Origin of the sequence: Putridiphycobacter roseus (assembly GCF_003234935.1) — a bacterium.
Classification (GTDB): Bacteria; Bacteroidota; Bacteroidia; order Flavobacteriales_D; family Crocinitomicaceae; genus Putridiphycobacter; species Putridiphycobacter roseus.
The window spans coordinates 191,131-216,966 of the sequence record NZ_QKSB01000003.1 but is presented as its reverse complement, the minus strand read 5'-3'; the positions used below and the strand labels follow the sequence as shown (position 1 = coordinate 216,966).

Sequence of the window (25,836 nt, the reverse complement as noted above, 5' to 3'; positions counted from 1 at the left end):
TTTATTTTGAAAAAAGCAGTTTTTGGAATTGGATTTTTAGTGTTAGGATTGTTACTTGGTTTCATCATTGGCCAAAGTATCAATGTACCTATTATTAAAAAAATTATCTCCAAACCGGTAGTGGATACGATCATTCAACCTAAGTATGTTGAAATTCCTGTAGAAATTAAAACCGTAGTTAGAAAAACAGATACTGTTTTTGTAGCACAAGATTCTACTGGGCATGTGGTGGTCGTAGAAAGGGATTCTATTTTTCTGAAATTAGAGGAGGATATTGAAGAGGAGATTGAAAATGAAGATACTGTACGCATTAAAAGAGATAAAAAACTAAGTGCCGATTTTGTTCATTTAATCTACTTGTCCAAAGAAAATGAAGATACTTTGCTACAGAAATTATTAGATGTGGATGTTGTACATAAAGAGAGAATATTGGTGGAGTATTGGCAGTCACCAATCAACTATCAAGGGTATAAGCTTTCAAAGTCTAAATTAATTATTTTTGGTATGTTACCCATAAAGCCGATTAGAATGTACAAAGATGAGCAGGTTTATTATTTTTACAACAATAAACAATATTATAAGTTAATTGAATCTAGTGATTTTAAAGATTTAAAGAATATTCCAAAACCAAATAAGATTAATGATTAAGTTTTATAAGTACCAAGGAGCAGGCAATGATTTTGTGCTGGTTGATAATCGTAAAAATGCCTTTAAAGGAGATAAAATTGCCTGGTGTAAGCAGGTTTGTGATAGAAAATATGGCATTGGTTCGGATGGATTAATCTTTATTGAAAACCATGCAACTTATGATTTTAAGATGGATTTTTACAATCCGGATGGCAGTCAAAGTTTTTGCGGCAATGGCAGTCGTTGTGCGGTTTCATTTGCTAAGCATATTGGTGTTTTTAATGGTAATAAAGTCAGTTTTGAAGCAATAGATGGTGAACATGAAGCAATTGTAGCAGATGGTATTATTAAAGTGCACATGCAAAATGTAGGATTTCCAACTTTGAACGGAGAAGGTTATTTTATGGATACTGGCTCCCCACATTTTATGCAATTTGTAGCGGATATTCACCAGGTGGACATCCATTCTTTTGGGAGGGGGATCAGGTTTGATCCTAGATTTGAACCTAATGGAACGAATGTAAATATTATCGAAGAAAAATCAAAAAATCAAATAGCCATTCGAACCTACGAAAGAGGGGTAGAAGCAGAAACTTTAGCATGTGGTACTGGAGCAACTGCTTGTGCTTTAGCTTTTGCTTATGAGAATGAGCTAAATAAAGGAGACATTCAAGTGAAAGCAATAGGTGGTGATTTATCCGTTTCTTTTGAGGTAGTGAATCAGGCATATGAAAATGTTTGGCTTTCCGGACCTGCTAAGTTTGTTTTTGAAGGTGAAATGGCTTTAGGATGAATCAAATTCCACCAGTAACTATTCATTTTAGAGGAGTCGAAAGAAGGGATGAAACGCTTGTTTTTGGTTGGGAAAATGATAGAGAAATGTGGGTGTATAGTGGGCTGACTAAACCGTATACTAAAGCTGAAATAGGAGCATTTGTCTCTAATCCTCCAAAGTTATTAAAAGATGAGCAAGAGCGATTTATGGTAGTCTTAGCAGAGGGAACTGTAGTGGGTTGTATTGATTTTTTTGAATATATAAAAGTAAAACACCAAGTCAGTGTGGGGATATTAATAGATAAAAACCATAGAAACTCAGGCTATGCAAAATTAGCATTGCTAGAGATTGAAAAGATTGCCAAAAAAAAGTTTAAAATCAACTGTTTAAAAGCAAAAATATTAGCCAATAATTTAAATTCCATAAGGGTCTTTAAAAATGCAGGTTATCAACTAAGTAATTCCCCTGTAGAAGCTTATCAGTATCAATTAAAAGAATACCAATTGTTGACCTATATAAAAACTATTTAAATGAAAAAAATTATTGTAGTACTACTACTGTCGGCATTAATAGCCATAGCATTTATATTTTACCCCAAATACCATAAACATTTTAGTAAAATAAAACTAGATACAGCGGAAGATGTGATTGTTTTTGTTCCTTCTAAATCTAATTTAGCGCTTGTAGGACAAACTTTGGTGGATAAGCATTTGTTTGCGTCTAATGCAGAATTTAAAGAATATGCTAATGAATTTGGTTTAAATGATGCCAATATAGAAGCCGGAAAATATAGTTTTCACAATGGCCAAAAATTAAAGCATGTTATTTATGCCATCAAAAATGGAAACCAAGAATTGAAAAATGTGAAAATTGCTTTTACTTACTCTCAAAATATACCTAGTATGATTAGTAAAATCGCGGGCAGTATAGAAGCTGATTCTGCGACTTTAGTAAATTATATTTTATCTCCTGCGGTATTAGAAAAGTATGGGTTTAAGGAAGAAACTATTATTTCTCTTTTCTTGCCTGACACTTATGAAATAGGGGAGTGGGATGTCAGTCCAGAAGAATTTGTAGCCTTTATGGCCACTAAATACAAAGAGTTTTGGAATGTAGAACGTTTGGCAAAAGCAAAGTCGTTAAATCTATCCCAATCTCAAGTTGCTACACTAGCTTCTATTGTAATGTCTGAGCAAAGTAAATTAGAAAATGAATGGCCTATCATAGCAGGTTTGTACCTGAATAGACTGGAAAGAGGTATTAAGTTAGAATCTGATCCAACTTTCAAATTTTGCTGGGGAGATGAATTAAATGGGGTACAACGTCTCTTGTTTAAGCACCGAGATAGAGATTGTCCTTATAACACTTATATATACGCAGGTTTACCGCCAGGACCAATCCTGTTAGTTTCTAAAAAAGCAATTGATGCCGTTTTAAATTATGAAAAACATAACTATATATTTATGTGTGCTGTAGGAGATGGTACTTCAGAACATAACTTCGCAAGTACCTATGGTCAGCATTTAAAAAATGCTGCAATCTATCGTAGGAATCAATTTGGAAAATAACGCAATTAATCCTCAATGATTAATTGAAATAATTCGTTCACTTTGTTTTCGTAACTTTTATAAGAAACAGATTTGAAATTCTTTTCTGTTTCAAACTCACTGTCACTAATTTCACGGGGCTTAAATTTATAAGCTCTAACATGCATGATTACGCCATATCTTTCAATGATGTAGATTAGAGGGATACCTTTTGTGTCTTTATACGAAGTAAACCATTCTGTGTTTTCAATGGTTAAATTGTTAGAAAAAGCAGTTTCAAACTCTCCAACTTTATCATTGGCACTTTTCACCTTATAAAAAGTTGCCTGTAATCCAGCTACAGTATCTTTTCTAATTACACCTAAATTTTCAAATTGTGTCTGATTGGTAGCTAGACTTTTTAAATCGTCATTGTTTAAATCAGCTTCTAATTTTTCAGAACCAAAATCCAATCGCATCATTAAATGCTTTTTAATAGTAGTAGAGATGATGTCTGTTCTAAAAATTTTACCTTTTTCAATAGAGGCTATCATTCTGTCTCCTTTAAATTTAACGGTCATTTTTTTGGGTAGCATTACATCCATAATACCACTCAATTCTGAATAAGGATACGAAATTTCATATTCAATTTCTCCTTGCTGAATCTTAGACTCTTTACAACTACTAATTGTAAGCCCTATTAGAAATAGAGAAAATATTAATTTTTTCATATAGATGATGATTTACAACAAATATAGAATTTAAATTTGAAGTGTTTAAAATATGTTTGGCTAATTGTTTTTAATATTGTGTTTTTAATAAATTTGCAGTATGATAAAAATAATTGAAAATAATTCTGAATTAGGAGCTGGAACTAGAGGAGCTAGTTTAGGTGTAAATGCTTTAAAAGTAGTTTCCCGAACAAAAGAGGATCAATTTTTTAGTCAGTTTAAAATAGATGAAATAGCACTTGAAAATCAAATGCTTGATTTGCCGACTAATTTTCCATTTGCAAAACGAATTGATGGTATTGTAAAAATATTTGGACGTACCATGGATGCCGTAAAACAAGCTAGTCTGGATGGAGATTTCCCATTAGTTCTATCTGGAGATCATTCTAGTGCAGGAGGTACCATTGCAGGAATTAAGGCGGCTTTTCCAAATAAAAGACTTGGCGTTGTTTGGATTGATGCGCATGCTGATTTACATACACCTTATACCACACCAAGTGGTAATGTGCACGGTATGCCGCTGGCTACTGCTTTGGCAGCAGACAATGTTGATTTTCAAATCAACGAAGTGAAAGATGAGACTTTGGCACATTGGGAGTCTTTAAAAAATATGGGAGGTATTGCACCAAAAGTAAATCCAGAAGATTTGATTTTTATTGCAGTTAGAGATACAGAAGCACCAGAAGATGCTTTTCTTAAAGCACAAAATATTAGAAACTTTACGGTAGAAGAAATTCGCGATAAATCCAAAGAATGGGTCGCTGGTCAAGTAGAGAATTTATTAAAAGATTGTGATATCATTTATATTTCATTTGATGTCGATTCTATGGATAGTATACTCGTGTCTAAAGGGACAGGAACACCAGTGGAAAATGGTTTAACACCAGAGGAAGCTAACTATTTTGTTAATCATTTTGCCGCATTAGAAAAAGTTAAATGTGTAGAATTTGTGGAGATAAATCCTTGCCTAGATGATAAAATAAATAAAATGGCGGAAACAGCATATCCTATTCTTCAATCTGTTTGTGAAACATTAAATAACCGTTTATAATTGAGTGATTTAATCGTTATATTAGGTCCTACAGCTTCTGGTAAAACACAGTTGGGGTGCAAGCTTGCTCAGTTTGTGCAAGGGGAAATTATTTCTGCCGATTCTCGTCAAATTTATCGAGGAATGGATATTGGTACGGGGAAGGATTTAGAGGAGTTCAATATCAATGGCGTACAAATCCCACACCATTTGATTGACATTCGTGATCCAGGCTATAAATATAATATTTGGGAGTATCAATCTGATTTTATTGATGCCTATAACCTGATTGTTGAAAAAGAAAAAGTGCCAATTTTAGTTGGAGGTAGTGGTTTGTATATCGAAACAGCATTAAAAGGGAATACTTATACTGGTATAGAGTCAAATAGAGACTTAAGAAATGAATTGGCAGCATTCTCTAATGCCGAAATTCAAGAATTATGGGCTAAAATTGATCCTAAATTAAAAGATACACTCGACAATAATACGGTACCAAGAGCAATACGAGCTATTGAAATTGATCAGTTTATTAAGGAGAATCCTAATTGGAAAAAACCAGTGTATCCTAAAATAAATTACACCATTTTTGGAGTGGACATCAGTAGAGAATTAAGAAGAGAGAAAATTACCCGTAGACTAAGTGAACGATTGAATAATGGCTTAGTGGAAGAAGTGGAGAATTTGGTTAAAAATGGCTTGCCTTTTGAAGCGCTTGATTATTATGGTTTAGAGTATAAGTGGGTAGGACAATATTTACAAAAAAACATAAACAAAAAGGAACTTTTTGAAGGTTTAAATACTGCTATTCATCAATTTTCAAAAAGACAAATGACTTGGTTCCGAAGAATGGAAAAACAAGGTTATCATATTATTTGGTTAGACGCAGAAGATGAAATGGATGCCAAACTGAACCATATTTTAACGACTTTTTCTCCAATTTAAATAGAAGTTTATGCAGTACCTGAGATTTTTATTGTTTCCTTTTACTTTGGTATATATTATTATTACCTCCAGTAGAAATTGGTTATATGATCGAAAAATAAAAAGAAGTTTTAGGTTTAGTTTACCGATAATTAATGTCGGAAATTTAAGCATGGGCGGAACCGGTAAGACACCCCATATTGAGTTGTTAATAAGAATGTTTAAAGACGACAATAAAATAAGTACTTTAAGTCGTGGTTATGGTCGAAAACAATATGGTTTTCAATTGGGAAACTCAAAATCATCTGCCTTAACTATTGGAGATGAACCTATGCAGTTTTACCATAAATTTGGCAATGCCATTGAAGTAGCGGTGGATGTAGATCGGGTGCACGGGGTGAGTGAAATATGTTTGAACCGTCCAGAGGTGGATTTAGTATTATTAGATGATGCTTATCAACACAGGGCTATTCAACCGGGTTTTAATATGCTTTTAACCAGTTATAGCGATCCGTTTTATGATGACTTTGTTTTACCTATGGGTAATTTAAGGGAGAGAAGAAATGGCAAAAACAGGGCCGACATTATTGTAGTCACGAAATCTCCAGTTTTAAGTCCAAAAGAAAAGAAGGACATTATTCAAAAAATTAAACCCAAAGCCAGTCAAAAAGTTTTTTTTTCTCAGATAAAATATGGTGAGATTAAACCCTTAACAAAATTTAATAACTTTAATGAAAAGGATGAAAATATTATCTTAGTTACAGGTATAGCCAAGCCTGAGCCTTTATTGTCACAGTTAGAGAAATCCCATAAAATACTCAAACATTTCAACTTTCCGGACCATTATTCTTTTAAAGAAAAAGACATGGGGGAAATTTATAATTTATTGATTAAATTTGCGGATAAATCGCCTAAAATTGTTACCACAGAAAAAGATGCCATGCGTCTTTTATCAAATCATTTAAAAGAAGATTCGAATGATTTACCATGGTTTTATCAAGAGATTGAAGTGGTGATTGATGAAGGAAAAGAATTTAAAGATATTTTAAAAAAATATGTTCAAGAAAATAGCAGAGACTACTGATTATATACACGATAAAGCACCTTTTAAACCCGAATTTGGTATCATCTTAGGAACAGGTTTAGGTGGGTTAGTAAGTGAAATTGATATTAAATATGAAATCAATTACGCCGATATTCCTCATTTTCCAGTATCTACGGTGGAAAGTCATTCTGGTCGTCTAATATTTGGCGAGCTAAACGGTAAAAATGTGATGGTGATGCAAGGTAGATTTCATTTTTATGAAGGATATTCTATGGAACAGATCACTTTTCCTGTAAGAATAATGAAAATGTTAGGCGTACACAAATTATTTGTTTCCAATGCTTCAGGAGGATTGAATCCTGATTATGAAGTAGGGGAAATCATGATTATTAATGACCATATCAATTTATTTCCTTCTAATCCATTAATTGGTAAAAATATAGATGAATTGGGACCTCGTTTTCCAGATATGAGTGACGTGTATGATAAAACGTTAATCAGTAAAGCAAAATCAATCGCGAATAAACACGATATTAAAGTGTCTGAAGGCGTATATGTTGGTCTCACCGGACCGTGTTTAGAAACACCTGCAGAATATAAATACCTTAGGATTATTGGTGGTGATACAGTAGGAATGTCTACTATTCCTGAGGTGATAGTTGCAAGACATATGGATATCCCAGTATTTGCAATTTCTATTATTACAGATTTAGGGGTGCCAGGGAAAATTAAAAAAGTGAACGTACAAGAAATTATTGCGGTTGCGGCTAAACAAGAGCCAAAAATGACCATAATAATGAAAGATTTAATCGCAAGTGCATAAGTAAATATGGAACTTTCAAAAGAAATTAGAGATAAATATCAAGCAGTAATCGGACTAGAAGTGCATGCGCAAATGTTGACGCAATCTAAAGCTTATTCTAGTGATGCAAATTTATATGGCGCAGCACCAAATACCTTAGTAAGTCCTATCACATTAGGACATCCAGGTACTTTGCCAAAAATGAATAAGGCTACTATAGATTATGCAATTAAAATGGGAATTGCTTGTAATTGTGATATTACAGAAAATCAATATTTTGCCAGAAAAAATTATTTTTATCCAGATTTACCTAAAGGATATCAAATTACGCAGGATACTACCCCAATTTGTACCGGTGGAATGGTAAATATTAAAACGGTAGATGGGCAAACAAAACAAATTGGATTGACAAGAATCCACATGGAGGAAGATGCCGGTAAATCTATCCATGATATTGACCCATTCAATACTTTGGTCGATTTAAATAGAGCAGGAGTACCCTTGATTGAAATCGTTTCAGAACCAGAAATTGCAGATTCTACAGAAGCATATAATTACGTGACCGCAGTTAGAAAACTAGTTCGTTATTTGGATATCTGTGATGGAAACATGGAAGAAGGTAGTATGCGTTGTGATGCCAATATTTCTGTAATGCTAAAAGGTAGTAAGGAATTTGGAAGCAAGGTGGAAGTGAAAAATATGAATTCCATTCGAAATGTTAAAAATGCGATTGAATTTGAAATTACACGACAAATTATAGAAGTTGAAAAAGGAAACGATATTCCTTCCGAAACTAGAAATTATGATGCCATAAAAGGAAACACTACGGCTATGCGTAGCAAGGAAGCTGCTAATGATTATCGTTTTTTCCCCGAACCAGATTTACAACCAATAAGAGTTACACAAGAACACATTGATAAACTTAAAAAGGTAATGCCACCATTACCTGAATTCTTGTTTGAAAAGTATACCCAGACATTAAAGCTTTCAGATTATGATGCCAATAACATTATTGACACAAAAGAAATTGCTTTGTATTTTGAAACCATGGTCGCACATACCAAAAATTATAAAGGAGCGGCCAATTGGTTGATGGGAGAAATTAAATCCTATTTGAATGAACATGCAGTAAAAATTAATGAGTTTCCAATTAGTGGTAAACAAATGGCTGCATTGGTAAATTTAATTGATACAGGAAAAATTTCAAATTCTATTGCAAGTCAAAAAGTATTCCCTGTGATGTTAGTAAATGTGGATAAATTACCAGACGAAATAGCTGCTGAAAATAACTGGATCTTAGACGCGAATGAAGATAGTTTAGCTGGATTTATTGTAGAAATTATCAACGAAAATCCAGATGAAATTGAAAGATTTAGAGCAGGGGACAAAAAATTAATGGGCCTATTTATGGGACAATTAATGAAGAAAAGTAAAGGGAAAGCAGACCCTAAATCTGCAGGGCAATTATTAAGTAAAATGATTTTAAAATAAAGAACACATGAGAAAAATATTTTTAGGGCTAGCGGCTATTTCATTATTGGCGTTAACGGGATGTAAGTCTGAGTTGACAGATGCAGATATTGAAGGCCGATTTATCAATGGTACAATTAGTAATGGGGAAGGTAAAGAGATGGTTTTATTTGTCTTTGAAAATGGCAAACAAGCACCAATTGATACTGCCTTTGTTAAAGATGAAAAATTTACTTTTCAAACCAAAACAAAAGATCTTAGACTTTATTTTATTGTTCCAGATCCTCAAAGTAAATCATCAGCACCTATTTATTTAGTTTCAGATAAAGACGATAAAAATGTTAAGTTGAATGGTGATTTTAAAGATTTAGCAGAAAATGTGAAAATTGAAGGTTCAAAAGTTTCACAGGACATAAAGGATTACCAAGATTTTTCTACTAAGTATTTATTAGCTAAAAAAAATGCATTTGAAAATATGCAAAAATTGGCAGTTTCTGACTCTTTATTAAGTCTTACTTTCAAAAATAAATTAGACTCTTTAAATGACATTACTAGAGAATTTGCCATTGATTACATTGAAGGTAATCCTGGTTCTTTAGCCGCTTGGTTAATGTTAAGAGAGTTTTATCCTTCTACAGGAATGGAAGATTTTAACGTAGATTACTTGACTTATTTTGAAAAAGTGTCTAACAGTGTTAGTGCTAAATACCCTAACTCAGAATACCCAAAATTAATTAATCAAGACATTGAAAATATTAAAAATCAAATCGCAATGGCTGCACAAAAGACCAACCTATCTAGTGGGTCTAATATGGCGCCTGATTTTAAATTACCGTCTCCAAATGGAAAAGAAATAGCTTTAAGTGATTTGAGAGGGCAAGTTGTTTTATTGGATTTTTGGGCATCATGGTGCGGGCCTTGCCGTAAAGAGAATCCAAATGTTGTAAATAATTACAATAAGTTTAAAGATAAAGGTTTTACTATTTTTAGTGTTTCTTTAGATAATAAAAAAGATGCATGGATAAAAGCAATCGCTGCAGACAACCTTTCTTGGCCGAATCACGTTTCTGATTTAAAAGGATGGTCTTCTTCAGCAGCTGCACTTTATGGGGTGACTTCTATACCTGCTTCCTTTTTAATAGGTAAGGATGGCGCAATAATTGCAACAAATTTACGTGGACCAGCTTTAGAACAAAAATTAACTGAAGTATTAGGAAAATAATTATGATTAAATCAATTTTAAGCTTACTTTTTATTTCAATTTTACAAATTGGAATGGCACAAACTATGGCAAATTCAAATAATCCGTTAAAGGTGCATTTGGATGGACAAATAGTAGGAGGGGCCAATCAAAACTTTTACATTACCAATCAAGTTTTAGGTGGAACGCAAAAGCCTTTCCATGTCATTAAATTAGACGAAGAAGGAAAGTTTAACGCTGATTTTACCATCCCTTTTCGCGATTATTTTATTGGCGTATTACAAAACGGGCAAAACATAAATTTAATATTCCATGGTAACGATTCCATTAGTATTTATGGTGATGCAAGTAACTTATTGTTTAATTGTAATGTAATTGGCTCTTTAGACTCCAAGTTGATGATGGATTTTTTTAAAGAATATGCTAGTTTTAAGGCTTTAGAGGATTCTTTAAAAGGGGTTTTAACAAAAGACAATAGTCTGCAAGCTGAAGTCAATGAGGTGTTTGCTCCAAGAGCAGAAGCGTTTTATGGCTACAGAAATATCTTTATCAGTGGTAATACAAAATCACCTGCTTTATTGGCGACATTGAGTGCGATTAATAAAGACAAAGAGGCGGAAATGTATACCTCTGTTTTAAATAACATCATCACTAATTTTTCTGGTTCTGGAATAGCAAGTTTATTAGATAAACAACGCAAACAAATGGCGGCAGACAAAGCTAGAAATGAACTATTAGCCACTGGTAGTCCAGCACCAGATATCGCAATACCAAACCCAGATGGTGAAATAATTAAGTTGTCTGATTTAAAAGGTAAAGTAGTACTGATTGATTTTTGGGCATCTTGGTGTGGACCATGTAGAAGAGAGAACCCAAATGTTGTAAAGGCTTATAATAAATATAATAAATCAGGATTTGAAGTGTTTAGTGTATCCTTTGATAAACCTGGTCAAAAAGACAGATGGTTGGGGGCAATTAAACAAGATGGTTTAATATGGCCTAATCATGGTAGCGAATTAAAAGGCTTTAGTAATCAAGCGGCACTAGATTATGGGGTGAGAGGTATTCCATTTACTTGTCTAGTAGATGCAGAAGGAAATATTGTTGCTACCAATTTAAGGGGTGCAGCATTGGAAGCTGCATTGCAAAAAATATATGGCTATTAAATGCAGATACCCAAAGGTAAAAAAATATATTTCGCGTCAGATTTTCATTTAGGTGCGCCAGATGAAGAAAGAAGTTTAGTCAGAGAAAAGAAAATTGTTAAATGGTTGGAGTCAATTGAGGAAGATGCTTTCGAAATTTATTTGCTAGGAGATGTTTTCGATTTCTGGTTTGAATATAAAAAGGTAATCCCACGTGGATTTGTTCGTTTGCAAGGAAAAATTGCCAATTTAACGGATAAAGGTATTAAAGTGCACTGGTTTCATGGTAACCATGATATGTGGGTATTTGATTATATTCCAAATGAACTAGGAGTTACACTGCACAAAACGGAAATACAACCAACCTATAATGGTAAGACTTTTTTAATCGGTCATGGAGATGGATTAGGACCAGGAGACCATGGTTATAAATTCATAAAAAAAATTTTTAGAGCAAATATTAGTCAATGGCTATTTGCAAGACTACATCCTAATTTTGGAATTGGAATGGCTAACTTCTTTTCTGCAAAAAGTAGAAAGTCTACCGGAACCGCAGATGATATTTTTTACGGGGAAGATAAAGAAATGTTAATCCAATTTTGTTTAAAGGAATTAGAAAAAAAACACATTGATTATTTTATATTTGGACACCGTCATTTACCCATAGATTTTGACCTTCCAGAAGGATCAAAGTATATGAATTCTGGCGATTGGATTAAGCACCAATCTTACTTAGTTTTCGACGGAGAGAATATGAACTTATCTTATTTTAAGTAATTATTGAAACATTTCCCTACGCATTTCGTTAAATAAAGTGTAGGTTATGATTAACCTATATATATAAGGGTTGAAAGGGAGCATTGCTCCCTTTTATTTTTTTAAAGAAAATACGAAACAAAAAAAACCTTGACCGTAAAAGTCAAGGTTTTTCTTATTGGTTTAAAGTAAGTAAATTATTTACTTTCCGTTTTTTTAGATTTTCCTTTTACAATAGAAATATCAATTTTTTCCTCTTTCTTATCAAAGTCAATTTTGATGATATCATTTTCTTTAATGTTAGAGTTGATAATCTCTTCCGCTAGGGGATCTTCTATGTATTTTTGAATCGCTCTGTTTAATGGTCTTGCGCCATATTTATTATCATAACCTTTGTCCGCAATAAACTTTTTAGCCTCATCTGTAATCTCAGTTTTATAACCTAATTCAGTAATTCGACCAAATAACTTCACCAACTCAATGTCAATTATTTTATAAATATGTTCAGGTTTTAAAGAATTGAAAATAATCATGTCATCAATTCTATTCAAAAATTCTGGAGCAAATGCTTTCTTTAATGCTTTTTGGATAATTACAATAGCAGCCTCATCTTTTTGTTCATTTTTAGCAGCAGTACCAAATCCTACACCAGTTCCAAAATCTTGTAATTGACGTACCCCAATATTAGAGGTCATAATGATAATCGTATTTTTAAAATCAATTTTTCTACCTAAACCATCCGTCATGTGTCCGTCGTCTAACACTTGAAGTAACATATTAAATACATCTGGATGGGCTTTTTCAATTTCATCTAAAAGTATAATTGAATATGGTTTTCTTCTCACTTTTTCAGTTAATTGTCCACCTTCTTCATATCCTACATATCCCGGAGGTGCACCAACAAGTCTTGATACAGAAAATTTCTCCATGTATTCACTCATGTCAATACGAATTAAAGCGTCTTCAGAATCAAATAAGTTTTTAGCTAAAACTTTTGCAAGCCTTGTTTTACCAACACCTGTAGGTCCTAAAAAGAAGAACGAACCAATTGGCTTATTCGGATCCTTTAATCCAGCTCTATTCCGTTGAATTGCTTTCACAACTTTCTTAATCGCTTCATCTTGTCCAATTACACCTTTGGCAATGTCATCTGCTAAGTGTATAATTTTGCCTGATTCAGATTCCGATACTTTTTGTAGTGGAATTCCAGTCATCATAGATACCACCTCTGCAACATGCTCTTCATTTACTACAATTCTATTTAGTTTAGCATCTTCTTCCCATTTTATTTGGGCAGTTTCTAAATCGTCTTGTAATTTTTTTTCTGTGTCTCTTAACTCAGCCGCCTTTTCGTACTTCTGACTTTTGATTACGTTGTTTTTTTCTTCTTTGATTTTTTCAATCTGCTCCTCTAAAGATTTTATTTCTTTTGGCACATTGATATTCTTTATATGTACTCTAGAACCTACTTCATCCATGGCGTCAATTGCCTTATCAGGTAAGTTTCTGTCAGACATATATCTTTCCGTTAACCGAACACATGCCGATATTGCTTCTGGTGTGTAAGAAACGTTGTGGTGGTCTTCGTATCGTTCTTTGATGTTCGTCAAAATTTCAATAGACTCTTCAATAGTGGTAGGTTCAATAAGTACTTTCTGAAACCTTCTTTCCAAAGCCCCATCTTTTTCCACATATTGTCTAAACTCATCTAAAGTCGTTGCACCAATTACCTGTATTTCTCCACGCGCTAGCGCAGGTTTAAACATATTAGAAGCATCCATTGATCCAGAAGCTCCACCAGCACCAATAATGGTATGGATTTCATCAATGAATAATATTACATCTCTCGATTTTTCTAATTCATTCATTACCGCTTTCATTCTTTCTTCAAACTGGCCACGGTATTTCGTACCAGCAACCAAGGAAGCAAGGTCTAAAGAAATTACTCTTTTTCCAAAAAGAACACGAGATACTTTTCTTTGTACTATTCTTAAGGCTAATCCTTCTGCAATTGCAGATTTCCCAACTCCAGGTTCACCAATTAATATAGGGTTATTCTTTTTTCTTCGAGATAAAATTTGAGATACACGTTCTATTTCTTGATGTCTACCAACAATTGGATCTAGTTTATCTTGTTCAGCCATGGCCGTTAAATCACGTCCAAAGTTATCAAGTACTGGTGTTTTTGATTTGTTATTACCTTTTGACGCACTTGAACCTGATCCAAAATTGGTTGATTCTGAACTGGAGTCGTCATTTGAAATTCCTCCTGGGAATTCTGATTTTGGTGTGTTTTCTTCGTCTATCATTTCTTCTAATTCTTCTTTAACGTTCTCATAAATCACGCCATATTTATTTAATATGCGTGTTGCAATGTTGTCCTTTTCTCTTAATATAGCTAAAAGAATATGCTCGGTACCAACATTGGCACTTTTAAAAAGCCTGGATTCTAAATAAGTAATTTTTAAAACTTTTTCTGCTTGTCTAACCAAAGGAATGTTTTTTGCATCAATCGGTTTATTGGTAGATTCTTTTACATTTTTTTCAATGTCCTTTCTTAAGACTTCTAAGTCTAAATGGAATTCTTGTAAAATCTTTACTGCCAAACTCTCCTTTTCCCGCAATAATCCTAATAAAAGGTGTTCTACCCCCAAATAATCATTTCCAAGTCTTAAGGCTTCCTCACGACTGTACGCGATTACATTTTTAGCTTTTGAAGAAAAGTTAGCGTCCATTTACTTTGTTTTAATGCTTAAATTTAAACACAAATATTCATTCACAAATATATTTACAATAAATTAAATAATAAATTGTTAATAAACCACATTTTAAACCGGTTTTTGTTAATAAGTCTATTGCATGAAAACGTGGAAATGCTAGAAAAATTCGTTATTTTCGTGCTTTTAAAAAAATAATTTTCTACACACATTATATATATGGCAGACGGAGAAAGAATCATAAAAATTAACATTGAAGATGAAATGAAATCAGCCTACATTGATTATTCAATGTCGGTAATAGTATCTAGGGCGCTTCCAGACGTGAGAGATGGTTTTAAACCAGTCCACAGAAGAGTGCTTTACGGAATGCTTGATTTGGGTGTTTTATCCAACAGACCTCACAAAAAGTCGGCAAGAATCGTCGGTGAAGTTTTAGGTAAGTACCATCCACATGGAGATTCATCTGTTTATGATACTATGGTGAGAATGGCGCAAGACTGGTCCTTAAGATATCCTTTAGTGGATGGACAAGGTAACTTTGGCTCTGTGGATGGTGATAGTCCAGCAGCAATGCGTTATACGGAAGCTAGATTGAGAAAGATAGCAGAAGAAATGTTGGCCGATTTAGAAAAAGAAACGGTTGATTTTGCACCAAATTTTGATGAATCCTTAAAAGAACCTACTGTTTTACCTACGCGTATTCCTAATTTATTAGTAAATGGTGCAAGTGGTATCGCTGTAGGTATGGCGACCAATATGCCTCCTCATAATTTAACAGAGGTTGTAAATGGTACCATTGCATATATTAAGAATAGAGATATCGATATCGAAGGATTGATGGAGTTTATAAAAGCACCTGATTTCCCAACTGGCGGTATTATTTACGGTTACGAAGGCGTTAAACAGGCTTTTGAAACGGGTAAAGGTCGTGTAGTAATGCGAGCGAAAGCAATAATCGAAGAGATTAGAGAAGGAAAGGAAGCAATTATTGTAACTGAAATTCCTTACCAAGTGAATAAAGCAGACATGATCAAGAAAACTGCTGACTTGGTAAATGAAGGGAAAATTGATGGCATATCTGATATTAGAGATGAGTCAGATAGAAGAGGGATGAGAATCGTTTATGAATTAAAAAGAGATTCAATCCCAAATGTTGTATTAAATAAATTATTTAAATATACTTCCTTACAGACTTCTTTTTCAATTAATAACATTGCACTGGTTAATGGTCGACCAGAAATGCTGAATGTGAAAGATATGATTCACCATTTTGTGGAGCATAGACATGAAGTGGTTATTAGAAGAACTAAATTTGAATTAAGAAAAGCAGAAGAACGCGCACATATTTTAGAAGGTTTAATTATTGCATCTGATAATATTGATGAAGTAATTAAAATTATTCGTGCCTCTAAATCTCCAGACGAAGCCAGAGATGGTTTAATGACTCGTTTTGATTTGTCAGAAATTCAATCCAAAGCGATTGTTGAAATGAGATTAAGACAGTTGACTGGTCTAGAGCAAGACAAATTAAGAATCGAATACGAAGAATTAGTAAATACAATTGCAGATTTAAAAGATATTTTAGCAAATGAAGATAGAAGAATGGCTATCATCATGGAAGAGTTAGAATATGTAAGAGAAAAGTATGGTGATGATAGAAGATCTATTATTGAGTACTCTGCAAATGAAATGAGTATTGAGGATTTAATTCCGAATGAAGAAGTTATTATCACTATTTCTCATGCAGGTTATATTAAAAGAACTTCTTTAGCAGAATATAAAGTACAGTCCAGAGGAGGGGTTGGTTCTAAAGGATCAGCAACAAGAGATAAAGATTTCTTAGAACATTTATTTGTAGCCACTAACCATAACTGGTTATTGATATTTACCGAAAAAGGGAAGTGTTTCTGGATGAGAATTTTTGAGGTTCCTGAAGGTTCTAAAACAAGTAAAGGTAGGGCTTTACAAAACCTGATTAATATTGAACAAGATGATAAAATTAAAGCATTTATCAATGTAGATGACATCAAGGATCCAGAGTATATTAGTAATAAGTTTATTATTATGTGTACTAAAAAAGGGGTGATTAAGAAAACAAGCTTAGAAGCTTACTCTAGACCTAGAACGAATGGTATTAATGCGATTGGTATTAGAGAAGATGATGAATTATTAGAAGCGAAGTTGACTAATGGTACCAATGAGATCATGATGGCGTTAAAGTCTGGAAAATGTATCCGATTTAACGAGGAAAAAGTGAGATCAATGGGAAGAACTGCTTCTGGTGTTAGAGGGGTTACTTTGGCTAATGAAAAAGACGAAGTAGTTGGAATGATTTGTGTTGAAAATGAAGATGCAAATGTAATGGTTGTCTCTAGTAAAGGTTATGGTAAACGTTCTGCAGTTGCTGATTACAGAATAACTAACCGTGGTGGTAAAGGGGTTAAAACCATAAATATCACAGATAAAACAGGTGAGTTAATTGCGATTAAAAATGTGACCGACGAAGATGATTTAATGATTATCACTAAGAAAGGCATCACCATTAGAATGCATGTAGAGGTTTTACGTGTTATGGGAAGAGCCACACAAGGGGTGAAATTAATCAACTTGAGAGATAATGATAAAATTGCTGCTGTAGCGAAAGTTTATCGCGATAGTGAAGAGGAGGAAGAAGAATTAGGAGATGAAAATCAAATTAACCCTGATTTAGCTGATTTAAGCGAAGAAGAATAAGCAATTTGGCATAATAATTGAATTTAAAATATGGAAACGAGATGGTTTTACCATCTATTAAAAATATAAATTACAAAGCATGAAAAAAATGATGATCATTGGGTTAACCTTGTTGACAACAGCAAGCTTTGCTCAAAAAAATAATACAACTAACGCAGCAATGTCATGGAAGGCTTACCAAAGCAGTAAGAATTCTGGGAATATGGAAATGGCAGAAAAAGAATTACTAGAAGCGGTTAACTTTATCAGTAAATCTGCAGCACATGAGTCCACTCAAAATGATCCTAAGACTTTAATGTATAAAGGGAAAATTTATTGTGAAGCAGCAGTGGTAGGCGCCGAAGCTAAAACGGAAGCCTTAAAAGCACTAGGCAATAAAGAAACTAGTAAAGAAGGTTTAGCTGCTTTTAAAAAATCTGCTAAAAATGATTCAAAAGGGAAGTATTCTTCTGACATAAAAGATTATTGTGCCATTGCAAGAGGTAATAATTATAATAGTGCAGTTAAAATGTACGAAGCAAAGAATTATGAAAACTCTATGGGTTCTTTCTTAACTTCTGCTGCTTATGGTGAAGCTATGGGTTTAACGGATACCGTTGCAATCTATTATGGTGGTATTGCAGCTATTAAATCTGAAAACTACGAACAAGCTTTAACTGCTTTTACAAGGACTTCTAAATTAGGATTTGAATTACCTTCTTCTTCTTCTTATTTAGCAGAAGCATACACTAAATTAGATCGTGTAGCGGATGGAGAAAAAGTACTTTCAGGTTTGTTAGAATCTCATCCTGGTAATAAAGACATCATGATTTCTTTGATTAATTTATACTTAGGAAGCGGAAAGAAAATGGAAGCAGAAAAAGTATTGTCTGATGCCATTGCCTTAGATCCTAGTAATAAAGAATTGCATTATGTGGTAGGTACTATTTATGAAGGTCAAGAAAGATACGAAGATGCTGAAAAATCTTATAAGAAAGTATTGGAAATTGATCCTAATTATTCGAATGCATTACTTGGTTTAGGAGCTGTTTATTTCAATAAGGCAGCTAACTTAAATGGTAAAATAAATGGTTTGTCATTAGGAGATCCAAATGAAGAGGTTTACAGAACGGAGATGACAGAAAGCTTTAAAAAAGCATTACCGTACTTAGAAAAAGCAAATGAATTAACACCTAACAATGCAGAAATTATTGGCTCTTTACGTCAAGCTTACTATAAAACAGGCGATATGGAAAAAGCAAAAGCAATGAAAGTATTATTAGATGGTTTAAAATAATTCCATATTATTTATTAATAAATTAACAAAAGGAATCTTCAATAGGTTCCTTTTTTTTTATGGTTACAATAGCAAAACTGGACGAAAGTCTATATTCCGTAAATCAAATTGAACAGGTATATAATATCCTTATCGAAGGGTATGCCATGACGGAGTCGGAAATTTGGGGGATAAATTATGTCAGAATTTTATATGCTGATTTTTTAGAGTTAGTAAGAAAAGGAGAGCTGCTTGTGGCCGAATTTGATGGTGTAATTGCAGGATGTATCCATTATTACAAAAATGATGACAATACGTATACCTTTAGTTTATTAGCGAGTGATTTTAATTTATCTGGAAAAGGAATAGGAACCGCTTTAATTCAAAAGGTGGAAACGATAGCGCAAGTGAATGGCGCAAAAGGTGTAAAAATGGAAGTGTTAAGAGTGCGCGGGGTAGATGTCCCCAGTAAAATTAGACTACACCAATTCTATTTGAAATTAGGGTACTCTTACACGCATTCTGCAGACTGTATATGTAAAATTCCGGCTGAAAAATATAAAAATTTAATTGCCCCAAGTGATTTTGACTTTTATAGCAAAAGCTTTTAATGATACTTTATAACAAGCGAATTTTTTCAAAATTATACAATTCCAATAATTTTGGTTCAGTTTTAAATAAGCCATAAACAGTAGAGCCAGTACCAGACATGCTTGCATACACTGCACCCATATTGTACAAGGTTTCTTTGATCTTTCTGATGGAGGGGTGTAATTTAAAAATAGGTAACTCAAATTGGTTGTAAACCTTATTTTTCCAGTCCTCCACTTGGATAGCTACTTCTAGTTTGTCAGGATTTGGTGCGTAGTTAATGGCTGCGTACGCAGCTTTGGTGCTGACATGAACTCCTGGATTAATTAAATATAAGTAATACCCTTTTAAATCAATAGGGCTAGGTGTCATGGATTCTCCTCTTCCAGTAACAAATTTAGCACGATCTTCTATAAAAAAAGGACAATCGCTACCTAAAGATAAAGCAATTGTTTCCATTAAGGATGTGCTTAACTTCAAGTCAAATAATTGGTTAAGCATGGTTATGGTATGTGCTGCGTCAGCAGATCCGCCACCTAAACCAGCACCCATGGGGATTCTTTTATGTAAATGAATTTTTACCGGACCAATATTATATTTGGTTTTTAAAATTTCGTAAGCCTGAACCACTAAATTATTCTTTTTATCGCCATGAATTGGAAGCCCAGAGGAAGAAAAACTAAACGCTGTCGCTACATTTATTTCTAAAATATCGAAAAAAGGAATAGGGTAAAACACACTTTCAATATTGTGATATCCATCTGTTCTTTTGTTGATTATGTTTAGACCAATGTTTATTTTACAGGGAGGATATGTAATCATTTCACCATATATTAGACAACGAATATAATAAAATTGGTACATATATGAATAAAAACAATACCATAGTTTCATAATAAAATATGGGGTATAATAAATATCTTGAATTGGCAATAAATGGAAACTTTATGGTAAATAGGATTAGGTAAACTAAAATATTTTGTAAATTTCGCATCTCAAAAAAATAAAGACCTTTATGGAAAATTATTTAGCTTTCGAAGAACCAATCAAAGTAATAGATGATGAAATATTAAAAGTAAGAGAAGTAGAAGAGAATAGTGGAGTAGACTCATCCAAATTGATCAAGGACCTTGAAAAAAAGAAAACACAAACAATAAAAGATATATTTAAGGCTTTAACGCCTTGGCAAAGAGTACAATTATCTAGACATCCAGATAGACCATATTCATTAGATTACATTAATGCATTGACCGAAGGTAACTTTGTAGAATTGCATGGAGATAGAAATGTAAAAGATGATAAAGCCATGGTTGGTGGTTTTGGACAATTGAATGGTAAAACGGTAATGTTTGTCGGTCAACAAAAAGGGATCAACACAAAAATGCGTCAATTTCGTAATTTTGGTATGCCGAACCCCGAAGGTTATAGAAAAGCTTTACGTTTATTCAAACTGGCTGAAAAGTTTAATATTCCTATCGTTACTTTAATCGACACACCAGGTGCATTTCCTGGATTAGAAGCCGAAGAAAGAGGACAAGGCGAAGCCATTGCTAGAAACATTTATGAAATGATGCGATTAAAGGTCCCTGTAATCTGTGTCATCATAGGTGAAGGAGCTTCTGGTGGCGCATTAGGAATTGGTGTGGGTGACAAAGTGGTGATGCTTGAAAACTCTTGGTACTCTGTAATTTCTCCAGAAAACTGTTCCACTATTTTATGGAGAAGTTGGGACTATAAAGAACAAGCTGCGGATGCGTTGAAATTAACTTCAACGGACATGAAAGGTTTGAAAATTGTAGATGATGTGATTAAAGAACCAATTGGAGGTGCACACCGCCATAGAGAGGAAATATTTGCATCTGTTAAAGATTATTTAATTAAAAATATTGAACGTTTACAAAAGTTAGATCCAGAAAAAAGAACTGCGAAAAGACACGAAAAGTTTATTGAAATGGGTGAATATAAAGGCCGTTAATTATAAGGATGATTGGAGCAGACTTTGAAAAGATTGAATTCGTTGTTTATGGATTAAATCTATTGGAGCCCATGGCGTTGATTACAGATGCTATTATGGGTGGTTTGAGTGTTTATTATGGCATTAAGACCTTAAAAATGAAAAAGGGTAATAGCTTTTATAAGTTGTGGGCCATGTTTTTTCTTTTTTTTGGTATTGGATCTATAATTGGAGGAATAGGGCATACCTTTTATAATTATTTTGGGTTATTAGGCAAGTTTCCGTCTTGGGTAAGTGGACCAATAGCGGTCTACTTTATTGAAAAAGCAATGATTTCTTTACATTGGAACGAAACCTTAAAGAAAAGGTTGATGTTTTGGTTTAATGTTAAGTTGGTATTGATATATGCAGCGTTTTTATTTATTTTATTTTTCGTAGATAATCCAGCTAAGCCTAACCTACCGTTTTTACCAATTGCCTTTAACACTATTTTCGGTTTAATTTTGACTGCGGGAATTTTAGGATTTAAGTACACCCAGAAAATATCGGTTAAGTTTAAATATTTTTGGTTGGGTATATTAATAATGTCCCCTTCCGCTTTAATTTTTCTTTTTAAAATTAACTTGTACCAATGGTTTGATAAAAATGACTTTAGCCATGTTTTAATTACTATTGGGATTACTTATTTTTATTTAGGACTAAAAAAATTGTCAACAGGATTAAAATAATTTTAATATGGTATTCGAATTCAATGGTTTTAAACCCGTAGTACACCCTAGTAGTTTTATACACCCACAAGCTACTGTAACAGGCAATGTAATTATTGGTAAAAATGTATATATCGGACCAAGTGCAGCATTGCGTGGTGACTGGGGACAGATTATCATTGAAGATGGGTGTAATGTTCAAGAAAATTGTACCATTCATATGTTTCCAGGGACACAAGTTATATTAAAAGCAGGTGCCCATATTGGACATGGAGCTATAATTCATGGTGGGGTAATTGGTGAAAATTCATTAATTGGTATGAATGCAGTGGTGATGGATGATGCTGTAATCGGACCAGAATGTATTGTTGGAGCTTTGGCATTTATCCCTGCTAAATCAGTAATTCCAAAAAGAAGTCTTGTGGTAGGTAATCCAGGGAAGGTTATCAAAACAGTTTCGGATGAGATGATCGGTTGGAAAACAAAAGGCACTGCCTTGTATCAAAAATTGCCGGAAGAATGTCGATTGACCTTAAAAGAATGTGAACCTTTAACTGAAATTGAGGCAAATCGTCCAGCGCAAGACAAAATGTTTACCACTTGGAATTCAATTAAAGATGCAAAGTAAAGGTAATTAGTTTAAGCCTGAGAAAATAAGGCTTCAATACTATCTTTAGATCCTCTTGGGTGAAATTCAACACGAACAATATCGTTTACCTTTAATCCAAGTAAGGTGCTCGCTCCGCCACCATTCCCTTTAACTCCTTTGTTAATGGCTATTTCCAACAGTCCATTATCGTTGAACAAGGCTAATTTTTCTCCTATTGGCACCTCGTTATAATTGTCAGATATTCTTTCAATAAAGTATTTCGACTGACGGAAATAAATGGTAAATGTCTCTCCTTTACCAATTTTTTTGAAAAGTGTTTCCGTAATATTTACAATTACATTTCCGTAGTGATCCACATGGGCTACAGAGCCCTTGATTAAGTTTTCTTCTGTAATCGCTTGGGTCGTAAATGCCCGTCTGACTGTTTTTATGGGGTCACCTAAGCTGGCAATCGACTTTTCATTTAAAATGGCAACTATAGTAGGGATGTAAATGTTTTTTATGGGATAGCGCAAAGCATTTTTAGATGAAAAATCGTGAATTTGTATAATTTCTTCCGCTTCATGAAAGTCAGGTAGCAAGGAGAAAAAACCGTTATCTAATCCAATAAAATATTGTCCCTTTAATTTCATCACAATAGGATACATGTTTAACCTAGGCGTATCAATGTTGATAACAGGAATGGAGTCTACACCAATAAAATGAATGGTCCCAGTAGGAAAGTCACGAATTATATTATTAACAAAGTAAGAAGCTTGGGCTATATTAAAAGGTTCTACATTGTGTGAAACATCAACAATATGCAAATTAGGGTACTGAGAAATTAACTGTCCTTTTAAGGATGCAACATAATGGTCTTTAAGTCCTAAATCGGTCGTTAAGGTTACAATTCTCATTAAATAAATATCAGATTGTGATTTTTTATCAAAATTAATTTTAATTTTAACTTTAAGAGTGTTAACCTTTAAAATATTTCAAAATTTTGCAAGAAAAAAGTATTCAAATCGCCGGAATTGACCCCTTACTATTGTTTGGTGTAAATAATGCTAAATTAGATGTTATCAAAAAATATTTTCCGAAATTAAAATTGATCGCACGTGGCAATGAGATAAAAATATTAGGGGAGCCAGACTTAATCGAAATGTTTGAGTCGAAGATTGCGTTAATAATGAAACACATTAACAAGTTTAATATATTAACGGATTCTAACATTGATAACTTAATGCTACAGGAAGAAAAAGTCATACCTTTTGAAAAACAAGGTGAAGTTTTATTACATGGAAATGCTGGTAGAATCATAAAGGCAAGAACTGCTAACCAAAGAAAAATGGTACAGCAATCTGATGAAATGGATATGGTATTCGCTGTCGGTCCCGCAGGAACAGGGAAAACTTATACTGCAGTTGCATTGGCGGTAAGGGCATTAAAAAATAAACAAGTTAGAAGAATTGTTTTGACCCGTCCAGCAGTGGAGGCTGGCGAGAATTTGGGGTTTTTACCTGGAGACTTAAAAGAAAAATTAGATCCTTATTTACAGCCTTTATACGACGGTTTAAGAGACATGATTCCTGCCGAGAAACTAGAAGAGTTTATCGAAAATAGGGTAGTGGAAATCGCTCCTTTGGCTTTTATGAGAGGTCGGACTTTAGACAATGCTTTTGTGATATTGGATGAAGCGCAAAACACGACACACAATCAAATGAAAATGTTTTTAACCAGAATGGGGAAACATGCTAAGTTTATCATTACTGGTGATGTTTCACAAATTGATCTACCCAAACACCAGAAATCAGGTTTAATAACTGCCATTGATTACTTAAAAGATGTGGAAGGAATCGGAATTGTTCGCTTGAACCAAAATGATGTCATTCGTCACCACTTAGTAAAAGAAATCATTGCTGCTTTTGATAAAAATGAGGATTAGTAATATATGCTAGATGCTAGATAAAAGTATTCAATATTAAAATTATAATAGCTAAACAAAATACAAGTCTAAAGGATTGTCCCGACTGTTTCGTCGGGATGCGCAGCACTGAGCTTGCCGAAGTGTATCGAGAACAGATCGGAATCTATGTATTCGTCATTAGAAAAATGGATACTAGAAGCTAGATGCTAGACAAAAGTATGGAATAGCCTTGAGCTTTTTGATTTGAAATACGTTGTCCGCCCTTCAACAAAAAACAACTACGCATCATAAGATTCAAACATTGTTAATAATAAAATCTCAGTTTTTGAATTTCTTTTTTTTAAACCCATTAAATTTGCAGTAGCTAAAAAATTAAAATGACTGCAATTATCAAATCAAAATTCACTTTTCCGCATCAAGTATCCTTGTACAATGGTAAAGTAAGAGACGTTTATGGCTTAAAAAATGACTATATCGTTATCGTGGCTTCAGATCGTATTTCAGCTTTCGATCATATTTTACCTAAAGGGATTCCTTTTAAAGGTCAAGTGTTGAATCAATTGGCAGCTAAATTTTTAAAAGCAACGGAAGACATTGTGCCGAATTGGTTAATGGAAACGCCTGACCCGAGCGTAGCGGTTGGTCACCATTGCGAGCCATTTAAAATTGAAATGGTAATTAGAGGATACATGTCAGGTCATGCGGCAAGAGAGTATAAAGCTGGAAAAAGAATATTATGTGGTGTAGCCATGCCAGAAGGCATGAAAGAGAATGATAAGTTCCCAACACCAATCATCACACCGGCAACCAAAGCTGAAGAAGGGCATGATGAAGATATTTCTAGAGAAGAAATAATTGCACAAGGAATTGTTTCAAAAGAAGATTACGAAGCATTGGAGAAATATACTTATGCTTTGTTTGAGAGAGGTACCCAATTAGCTGCTGAAAAAGGTTTAATATTGGTGGATACCAAATATGAATTTGGTAAAAAAGACGGGAAAATTTACTTGATTGACGAAATTCATACACCAGATTCTTCTCGTTATTTTTATGCAGATGGTTATGCGGAAAGACAAAATAATAATGAAGCGCAAAAACAATTGTCAAAAGAATTTGTGAGACAATGGTTAATAGAAAATGGTTTTCAAGGTCTAGATGGACAAGTGATGCCGGTGATGCCAGATGACTTTGTAAATACAGTTTCCGAACGTTACATTGAATTGTATGAAAAAATTACTGGAGAAAAATTTATTAAAGCAGACGTGTCAAATATCCAAGAGAGAATTGAGAATAATGTATTAAAATGGATAGCGTCTATCTATTAAATAAAA

24 protein-coding genes are annotated in these 25,836 nt (G+C 33.6%); 20 read left to right on the top strand and 4 right to left on the bottom strand.

What is annotated here, in order from left to right; all coding sequences use genetic code 11:
- Positions 1-6: 6 nt before the first annotated feature.
- The 4 genes from DNU06_RS07375 to mltG are packed head-to-tail and all read left to right on the top strand — an operon-like array spanning position 7 to position 2,970.
- Positions 7-648: a hypothetical protein gene (locus DNU06_RS07375; protein ID WP_111062602.1), complete on the top strand. Its 642-nt coding sequence runs from the start codon at positions 7-9 to the stop codon at positions 646-648.
- The gene (gene dapF, locus DNU06_RS07370) at positions 641-1,420 is read left to right on the top strand and encodes a diaminopimelate epimerase (protein ID WP_111062601.1); all 780 of its coding nucleotides are present in this window, start codon (positions 641-643) and stop codon (positions 1,418-1,420) included. The genes DNU06_RS07375 and dapF overlap by 8 nt, the downstream gene beginning before the upstream one ends.
- Positions 1,417-1,932 carry a GNAT family N-acetyltransferase gene (locus DNU06_RS07365; RefSeq protein WP_111062600.1) on the top strand — a complete coding sequence of 172 codons (516 nt, stop codon included), beginning with the start codon at positions 1,417-1,419 and terminating at the stop codon, positions 1,930-1,932. The genes dapF and DNU06_RS07365 overlap by 4 nt, the downstream gene beginning before the upstream one ends.
- Complete coding sequence (gene mltG, locus DNU06_RS07360; RefSeq protein ID WP_111062599.1) at positions 1,933-2,970, top strand: endolytic transglycosylase MltG; 1,038 nt, start codon at positions 1,933-1,935, stop codon at positions 2,968-2,970. It begins immediately after the preceding gene.
- Between the two features lie 5 nt (positions 2,971-2,975).
- Here the strand turns inward: mltG and DNU06_RS07355 are convergent, their stop codons facing one another.
- Positions 2,976-3,659, bottom strand: coding sequence for a hypothetical protein (locus DNU06_RS07355; RefSeq protein WP_111062598.1), 684 nt, complete (start codon positions 3,657-3,659; stop codon positions 2,976-2,978).
- Between the two features lie 100 nt (positions 3,660-3,759).
- On the opposite strand from DNU06_RS07355, the gene DNU06_RS07350 reads away from it, so the two are divergent.
- The 8 genes from DNU06_RS07350 to DNU06_RS07315 are packed head-to-tail and all read left to right on the top strand — an operon-like array spanning position 3,760 to position 12,050.
- Positions 3,760-4,710: an arginase gene (locus DNU06_RS07350; RefSeq protein WP_111062597.1), complete on the top strand. Its 951-nt coding sequence runs from the start codon at positions 3,760-3,762 to the stop codon at positions 4,708-4,710.
- Positions 4,711-5,631, top strand: a complete 921-nt coding sequence (gene miaA, locus DNU06_RS07345; RefSeq protein ID WP_111062596.1) for a tRNA (adenosine(37)-N6)-dimethylallyltransferase MiaA — start codon at positions 4,711-4,713, stop codon at positions 5,629-5,631.
- A gap of 10 nt (positions 5,632-5,641) precedes the next feature.
- Positions 5,642-6,694, top strand: a complete 1,053-nt coding sequence (gene lpxK, locus DNU06_RS07340; RefSeq protein ID WP_111062595.1) for a tetraacyldisaccharide 4'-kinase — start codon at positions 5,642-5,644, stop codon at positions 6,692-6,694.
- Complete coding sequence (locus DNU06_RS07335; RefSeq protein WP_111062594.1) at positions 6,666-7,478, top strand: purine-nucleoside phosphorylase; 813 nt, start codon at positions 6,666-6,668, stop codon at positions 7,476-7,478. The genes lpxK and DNU06_RS07335 overlap by 29 nt, the downstream gene beginning before the upstream one ends.
- A gap of 6 nt (positions 7,479-7,484) precedes the next feature.
- The gene (gene gatB / locus DNU06_RS07330) at positions 7,485-8,948 is read left to right on the top strand and encodes an Asp-tRNA(Asn)/Glu-tRNA(Gln) amidotransferase subunit GatB (protein WP_111062593.1); all 1,464 of its coding nucleotides are present in this window, start codon (positions 7,485-7,487) and stop codon (positions 8,946-8,948) included.
- 7 nt (positions 8,949-8,955) lie between these two features.
- Positions 8,956-10,149: a TlpA disulfide reductase family protein gene (locus DNU06_RS07325; protein ID WP_111062592.1), complete on the top strand. Its 1,194-nt coding sequence runs from the start codon at positions 8,956-8,958 to the stop codon at positions 10,147-10,149.
- A 2-nt stretch (positions 10,150-10,151) separates the two neighbouring features.
- A complete protein-coding gene (locus DNU06_RS07320; protein ID WP_111062591.1) occupies positions 10,152-11,294 on the top strand; it encodes a TlpA family protein disulfide reductase in 1,143 nt (380 codons plus the stop codon).
- Positions 11,295-12,050: a UDP-2,3-diacylglucosamine diphosphatase gene (locus DNU06_RS07315; RefSeq protein WP_111062590.1), complete on the top strand. Its 756-nt coding sequence runs from the start codon at positions 11,295-11,297 to the stop codon at positions 12,048-12,050.
- A gap of 176 nt (positions 12,051-12,226) precedes the next feature.
- Here the strand turns inward: DNU06_RS07315 and DNU06_RS07310 are convergent, their stop codons facing one another.
- Positions 12,227-14,764, bottom strand: a complete 2,538-nt coding sequence (locus DNU06_RS07310) for an ATP-dependent Clp protease ATP-binding subunit (RefSeq protein ID WP_111062589.1) — start codon at positions 14,762-14,764, stop codon at positions 12,227-12,229.
- Between the two features lie 201 nt (positions 14,765-14,965).
- On the opposite strand from DNU06_RS07310, the gene gyrA reads away from it, so the two are divergent.
- The 3 genes from gyrA to DNU06_RS07295 all read left to right on the top strand — a co-directional run bounded on the left by gyrA (position 14,966) and on the right by DNU06_RS07295 (position 19,348).
- Positions 14,966-17,482, top strand: a complete 2,517-nt coding sequence (gyrA, locus tag DNU06_RS07305; protein WP_111062588.1) for a DNA gyrase subunit A — start codon at positions 14,966-14,968, stop codon at positions 17,480-17,482.
- A gap of 79 nt (positions 17,483-17,561) precedes the next feature.
- The gene (locus DNU06_RS07300; protein WP_111062587.1) at positions 17,562-18,758 is read left to right on the top strand and encodes a tetratricopeptide repeat protein; all 1,197 of its coding nucleotides are present in this window, start codon (positions 17,562-17,564) and stop codon (positions 18,756-18,758) included.
- A gap of 59 nt (positions 18,759-18,817) precedes the next feature.
- A complete protein-coding gene (locus DNU06_RS07295) occupies positions 18,818-19,348 on the top strand; it encodes a GNAT family N-acetyltransferase (protein WP_111062586.1) in 531 nt (176 codons plus the stop codon).
- Between the two features lie 7 nt (positions 19,349-19,355).
- Here the strand turns inward: DNU06_RS07295 and ispE are convergent, their stop codons facing one another.
- Positions 19,356-20,150 (bottom strand): 4-(cytidine 5'-diphospho)-2-C-methyl-D-erythritol kinase, encoded by a 795-nt coding sequence (gene ispE / locus DNU06_RS07290; RefSeq protein WP_111062701.1) that lies wholly within the window; start codon positions 20,148-20,150, stop codon positions 19,356-19,358.
- Between the two features lie 193 nt (positions 20,151-20,343).
- On the opposite strand from ispE, the gene DNU06_RS07285 reads away from it, so the two are divergent.
- The 3 genes from DNU06_RS07285 to DNU06_RS07275 are packed head-to-tail and all read left to right on the top strand — an operon-like array spanning position 20,344 to position 22,617.
- Entirely contained in the window at positions 20,344-21,303 is a 960-nt protein-coding gene (locus tag DNU06_RS07285) for an acetyl-CoA carboxylase carboxyltransferase subunit alpha (protein WP_111062585.1), read from the top strand.
- A gap of 8 nt (positions 21,304-21,311) precedes the next feature.
- Positions 21,312-22,010: a DUF6962 family protein gene (locus tag DNU06_RS07280; RefSeq protein ID WP_111062584.1), complete on the top strand. Its 699-nt coding sequence runs from the start codon at positions 21,312-21,314 to the stop codon at positions 22,008-22,010.
- Positions 22,011-22,017: 7 nt separating this feature from the next.
- A complete protein-coding gene (locus tag DNU06_RS07275; RefSeq protein ID WP_111062583.1) occupies positions 22,018-22,617 on the top strand; it encodes an acyltransferase in 600 nt (199 codons plus the stop codon).
- An 11-nt stretch (positions 22,618-22,628) separates the two neighbouring features.
- On the opposite strand, the gene DNU06_RS07270 is transcribed toward DNU06_RS07275, so the two are convergent.
- The gene (locus DNU06_RS07270; RefSeq protein WP_111062582.1) at positions 22,629-23,495 is read right to left on the bottom strand and encodes an SAM hydrolase/SAM-dependent halogenase family protein; all 867 of its coding nucleotides are present in this window, start codon (positions 23,493-23,495) and stop codon (positions 22,629-22,631) included.
- A gap of 86 nt (positions 23,496-23,581) precedes the next feature.
- Between DNU06_RS07270 and DNU06_RS07265 the strand changes: the two genes are divergently transcribed.
- Positions 23,582-24,523 carry a PhoH family protein gene (locus tag DNU06_RS07265; RefSeq protein ID WP_111062581.1) on the top strand — a complete coding sequence of 314 codons (942 nt, stop codon included), beginning with the start codon at positions 23,582-23,584 and terminating at the stop codon, positions 24,521-24,523.
- Positions 24,524-24,882: 359 nt separating this feature from the next.
- Positions 24,883-25,830 carry a phosphoribosylaminoimidazolesuccinocarboxamide synthase gene (locus DNU06_RS07260; protein WP_111062580.1) on the top strand — a complete coding sequence of 316 codons (948 nt, stop codon included), beginning with the start codon at positions 24,883-24,885 and terminating at the stop codon, positions 25,828-25,830.
- Positions 25,831-25,836: the final 6 nt, after the last annotated feature.

Coding starts and splice junctions, on each gene's coding strand:
- dapF (WP_111062601.1), top strand. CDS start 641: ATGATTAAGTTTTATAAGTACCAAGGAGCAGGCAATGATTTTGTGCTG.
- DNU06_RS07365 (WP_111062600.1), top strand. CDS start 1,417: ATGAATCAAATTCCACCAGTAACTATTCATTTTAGAGGAGTCGAAAGA.
- mltG (WP_111062599.1), top strand. CDS start 1,933: ATGAAAAAAATTATTGTAGTACTACTACTGTCGGCATTAATAGCCATA.
- DNU06_RS07355 (WP_111062598.1), bottom strand. CDS start 3,659: ATGAAAAAATTAATATTTTCTCTATTTCTAATAGGGCTTACAATTAGT.
- DNU06_RS07350 (WP_111062597.1), top strand. CDS start 3,760: ATGATAAAAATAATTGAAAATAATTCTGAATTAGGAGCTGGAACTAGA.
- lpxK (WP_111062595.1), top strand. CDS start 5,642: ATGCAGTACCTGAGATTTTTATTGTTTCCTTTTACTTTGGTATATATT.
- DNU06_RS07335 (WP_111062594.1), top strand. CDS start 6,666: ATGTTCAAGAAAATAGCAGAGACTACTGATTATATACACGATAAAGCA.
- gatB (WP_111062593.1), top strand. CDS start 7,485: ATGGAACTTTCAAAAGAAATTAGAGATAAATATCAAGCAGTAATCGGA.
- DNU06_RS07325 (WP_111062592.1), top strand. CDS start 8,956: ATGAGAAAAATATTTTTAGGGCTAGCGGCTATTTCATTATTGGCGTTA.
- DNU06_RS07320 (WP_111062591.1), top strand. CDS start 10,152: ATGATTAAATCAATTTTAAGCTTACTTTTTATTTCAATTTTACAAATT.
- DNU06_RS07315 (WP_111062590.1), top strand. CDS start 11,295: ATGCAGATACCCAAAGGTAAAAAAATATATTTCGCGTCAGATTTTCAT.
- DNU06_RS07310 (WP_111062589.1), bottom strand. CDS start 14,764: ATGGACGCTAACTTTTCTTCAAAAGCTAAAAATGTAATCGCGTACAGT.
- gyrA (WP_111062588.1), top strand. CDS start 14,966: ATGGCAGACGGAGAAAGAATCATAAAAATTAACATTGAAGATGAAATG.
- DNU06_RS07300 (WP_111062587.1), top strand. CDS start 17,562: ATGAAAAAAATGATGATCATTGGGTTAACCTTGTTGACAACAGCAAGC.
- DNU06_RS07295 (WP_111062586.1), top strand. CDS start 18,818: ATGGTTACAATAGCAAAACTGGACGAAAGTCTATATTCCGTAAATCAA.
- ispE (WP_111062701.1), bottom strand. CDS start 20,150: ATGATTACATATCCTCCCTGTAAAATAAACATTGGTCTAAACATAATC.
- DNU06_RS07285 (WP_111062585.1), top strand. CDS start 20,344: ATGGAAAATTATTTAGCTTTCGAAGAACCAATCAAAGTAATAGATGAT.
- DNU06_RS07280 (WP_111062584.1), top strand. CDS start 21,312: ATGATTGGAGCAGACTTTGAAAAGATTGAATTCGTTGTTTATGGATTA.
- DNU06_RS07275 (WP_111062583.1), top strand. CDS start 22,018: ATGGTATTCGAATTCAATGGTTTTAAACCCGTAGTACACCCTAGTAGT.
- DNU06_RS07270 (WP_111062582.1), bottom strand. CDS start 23,495: ATGAGAATTGTAACCTTAACGACCGATTTAGGACTTAAAGACCATTAT.
- DNU06_RS07260 (WP_111062580.1), top strand. CDS start 24,883: ATGACTGCAATTATCAAATCAAAATTCACTTTTCCGCATCAAGTATCC.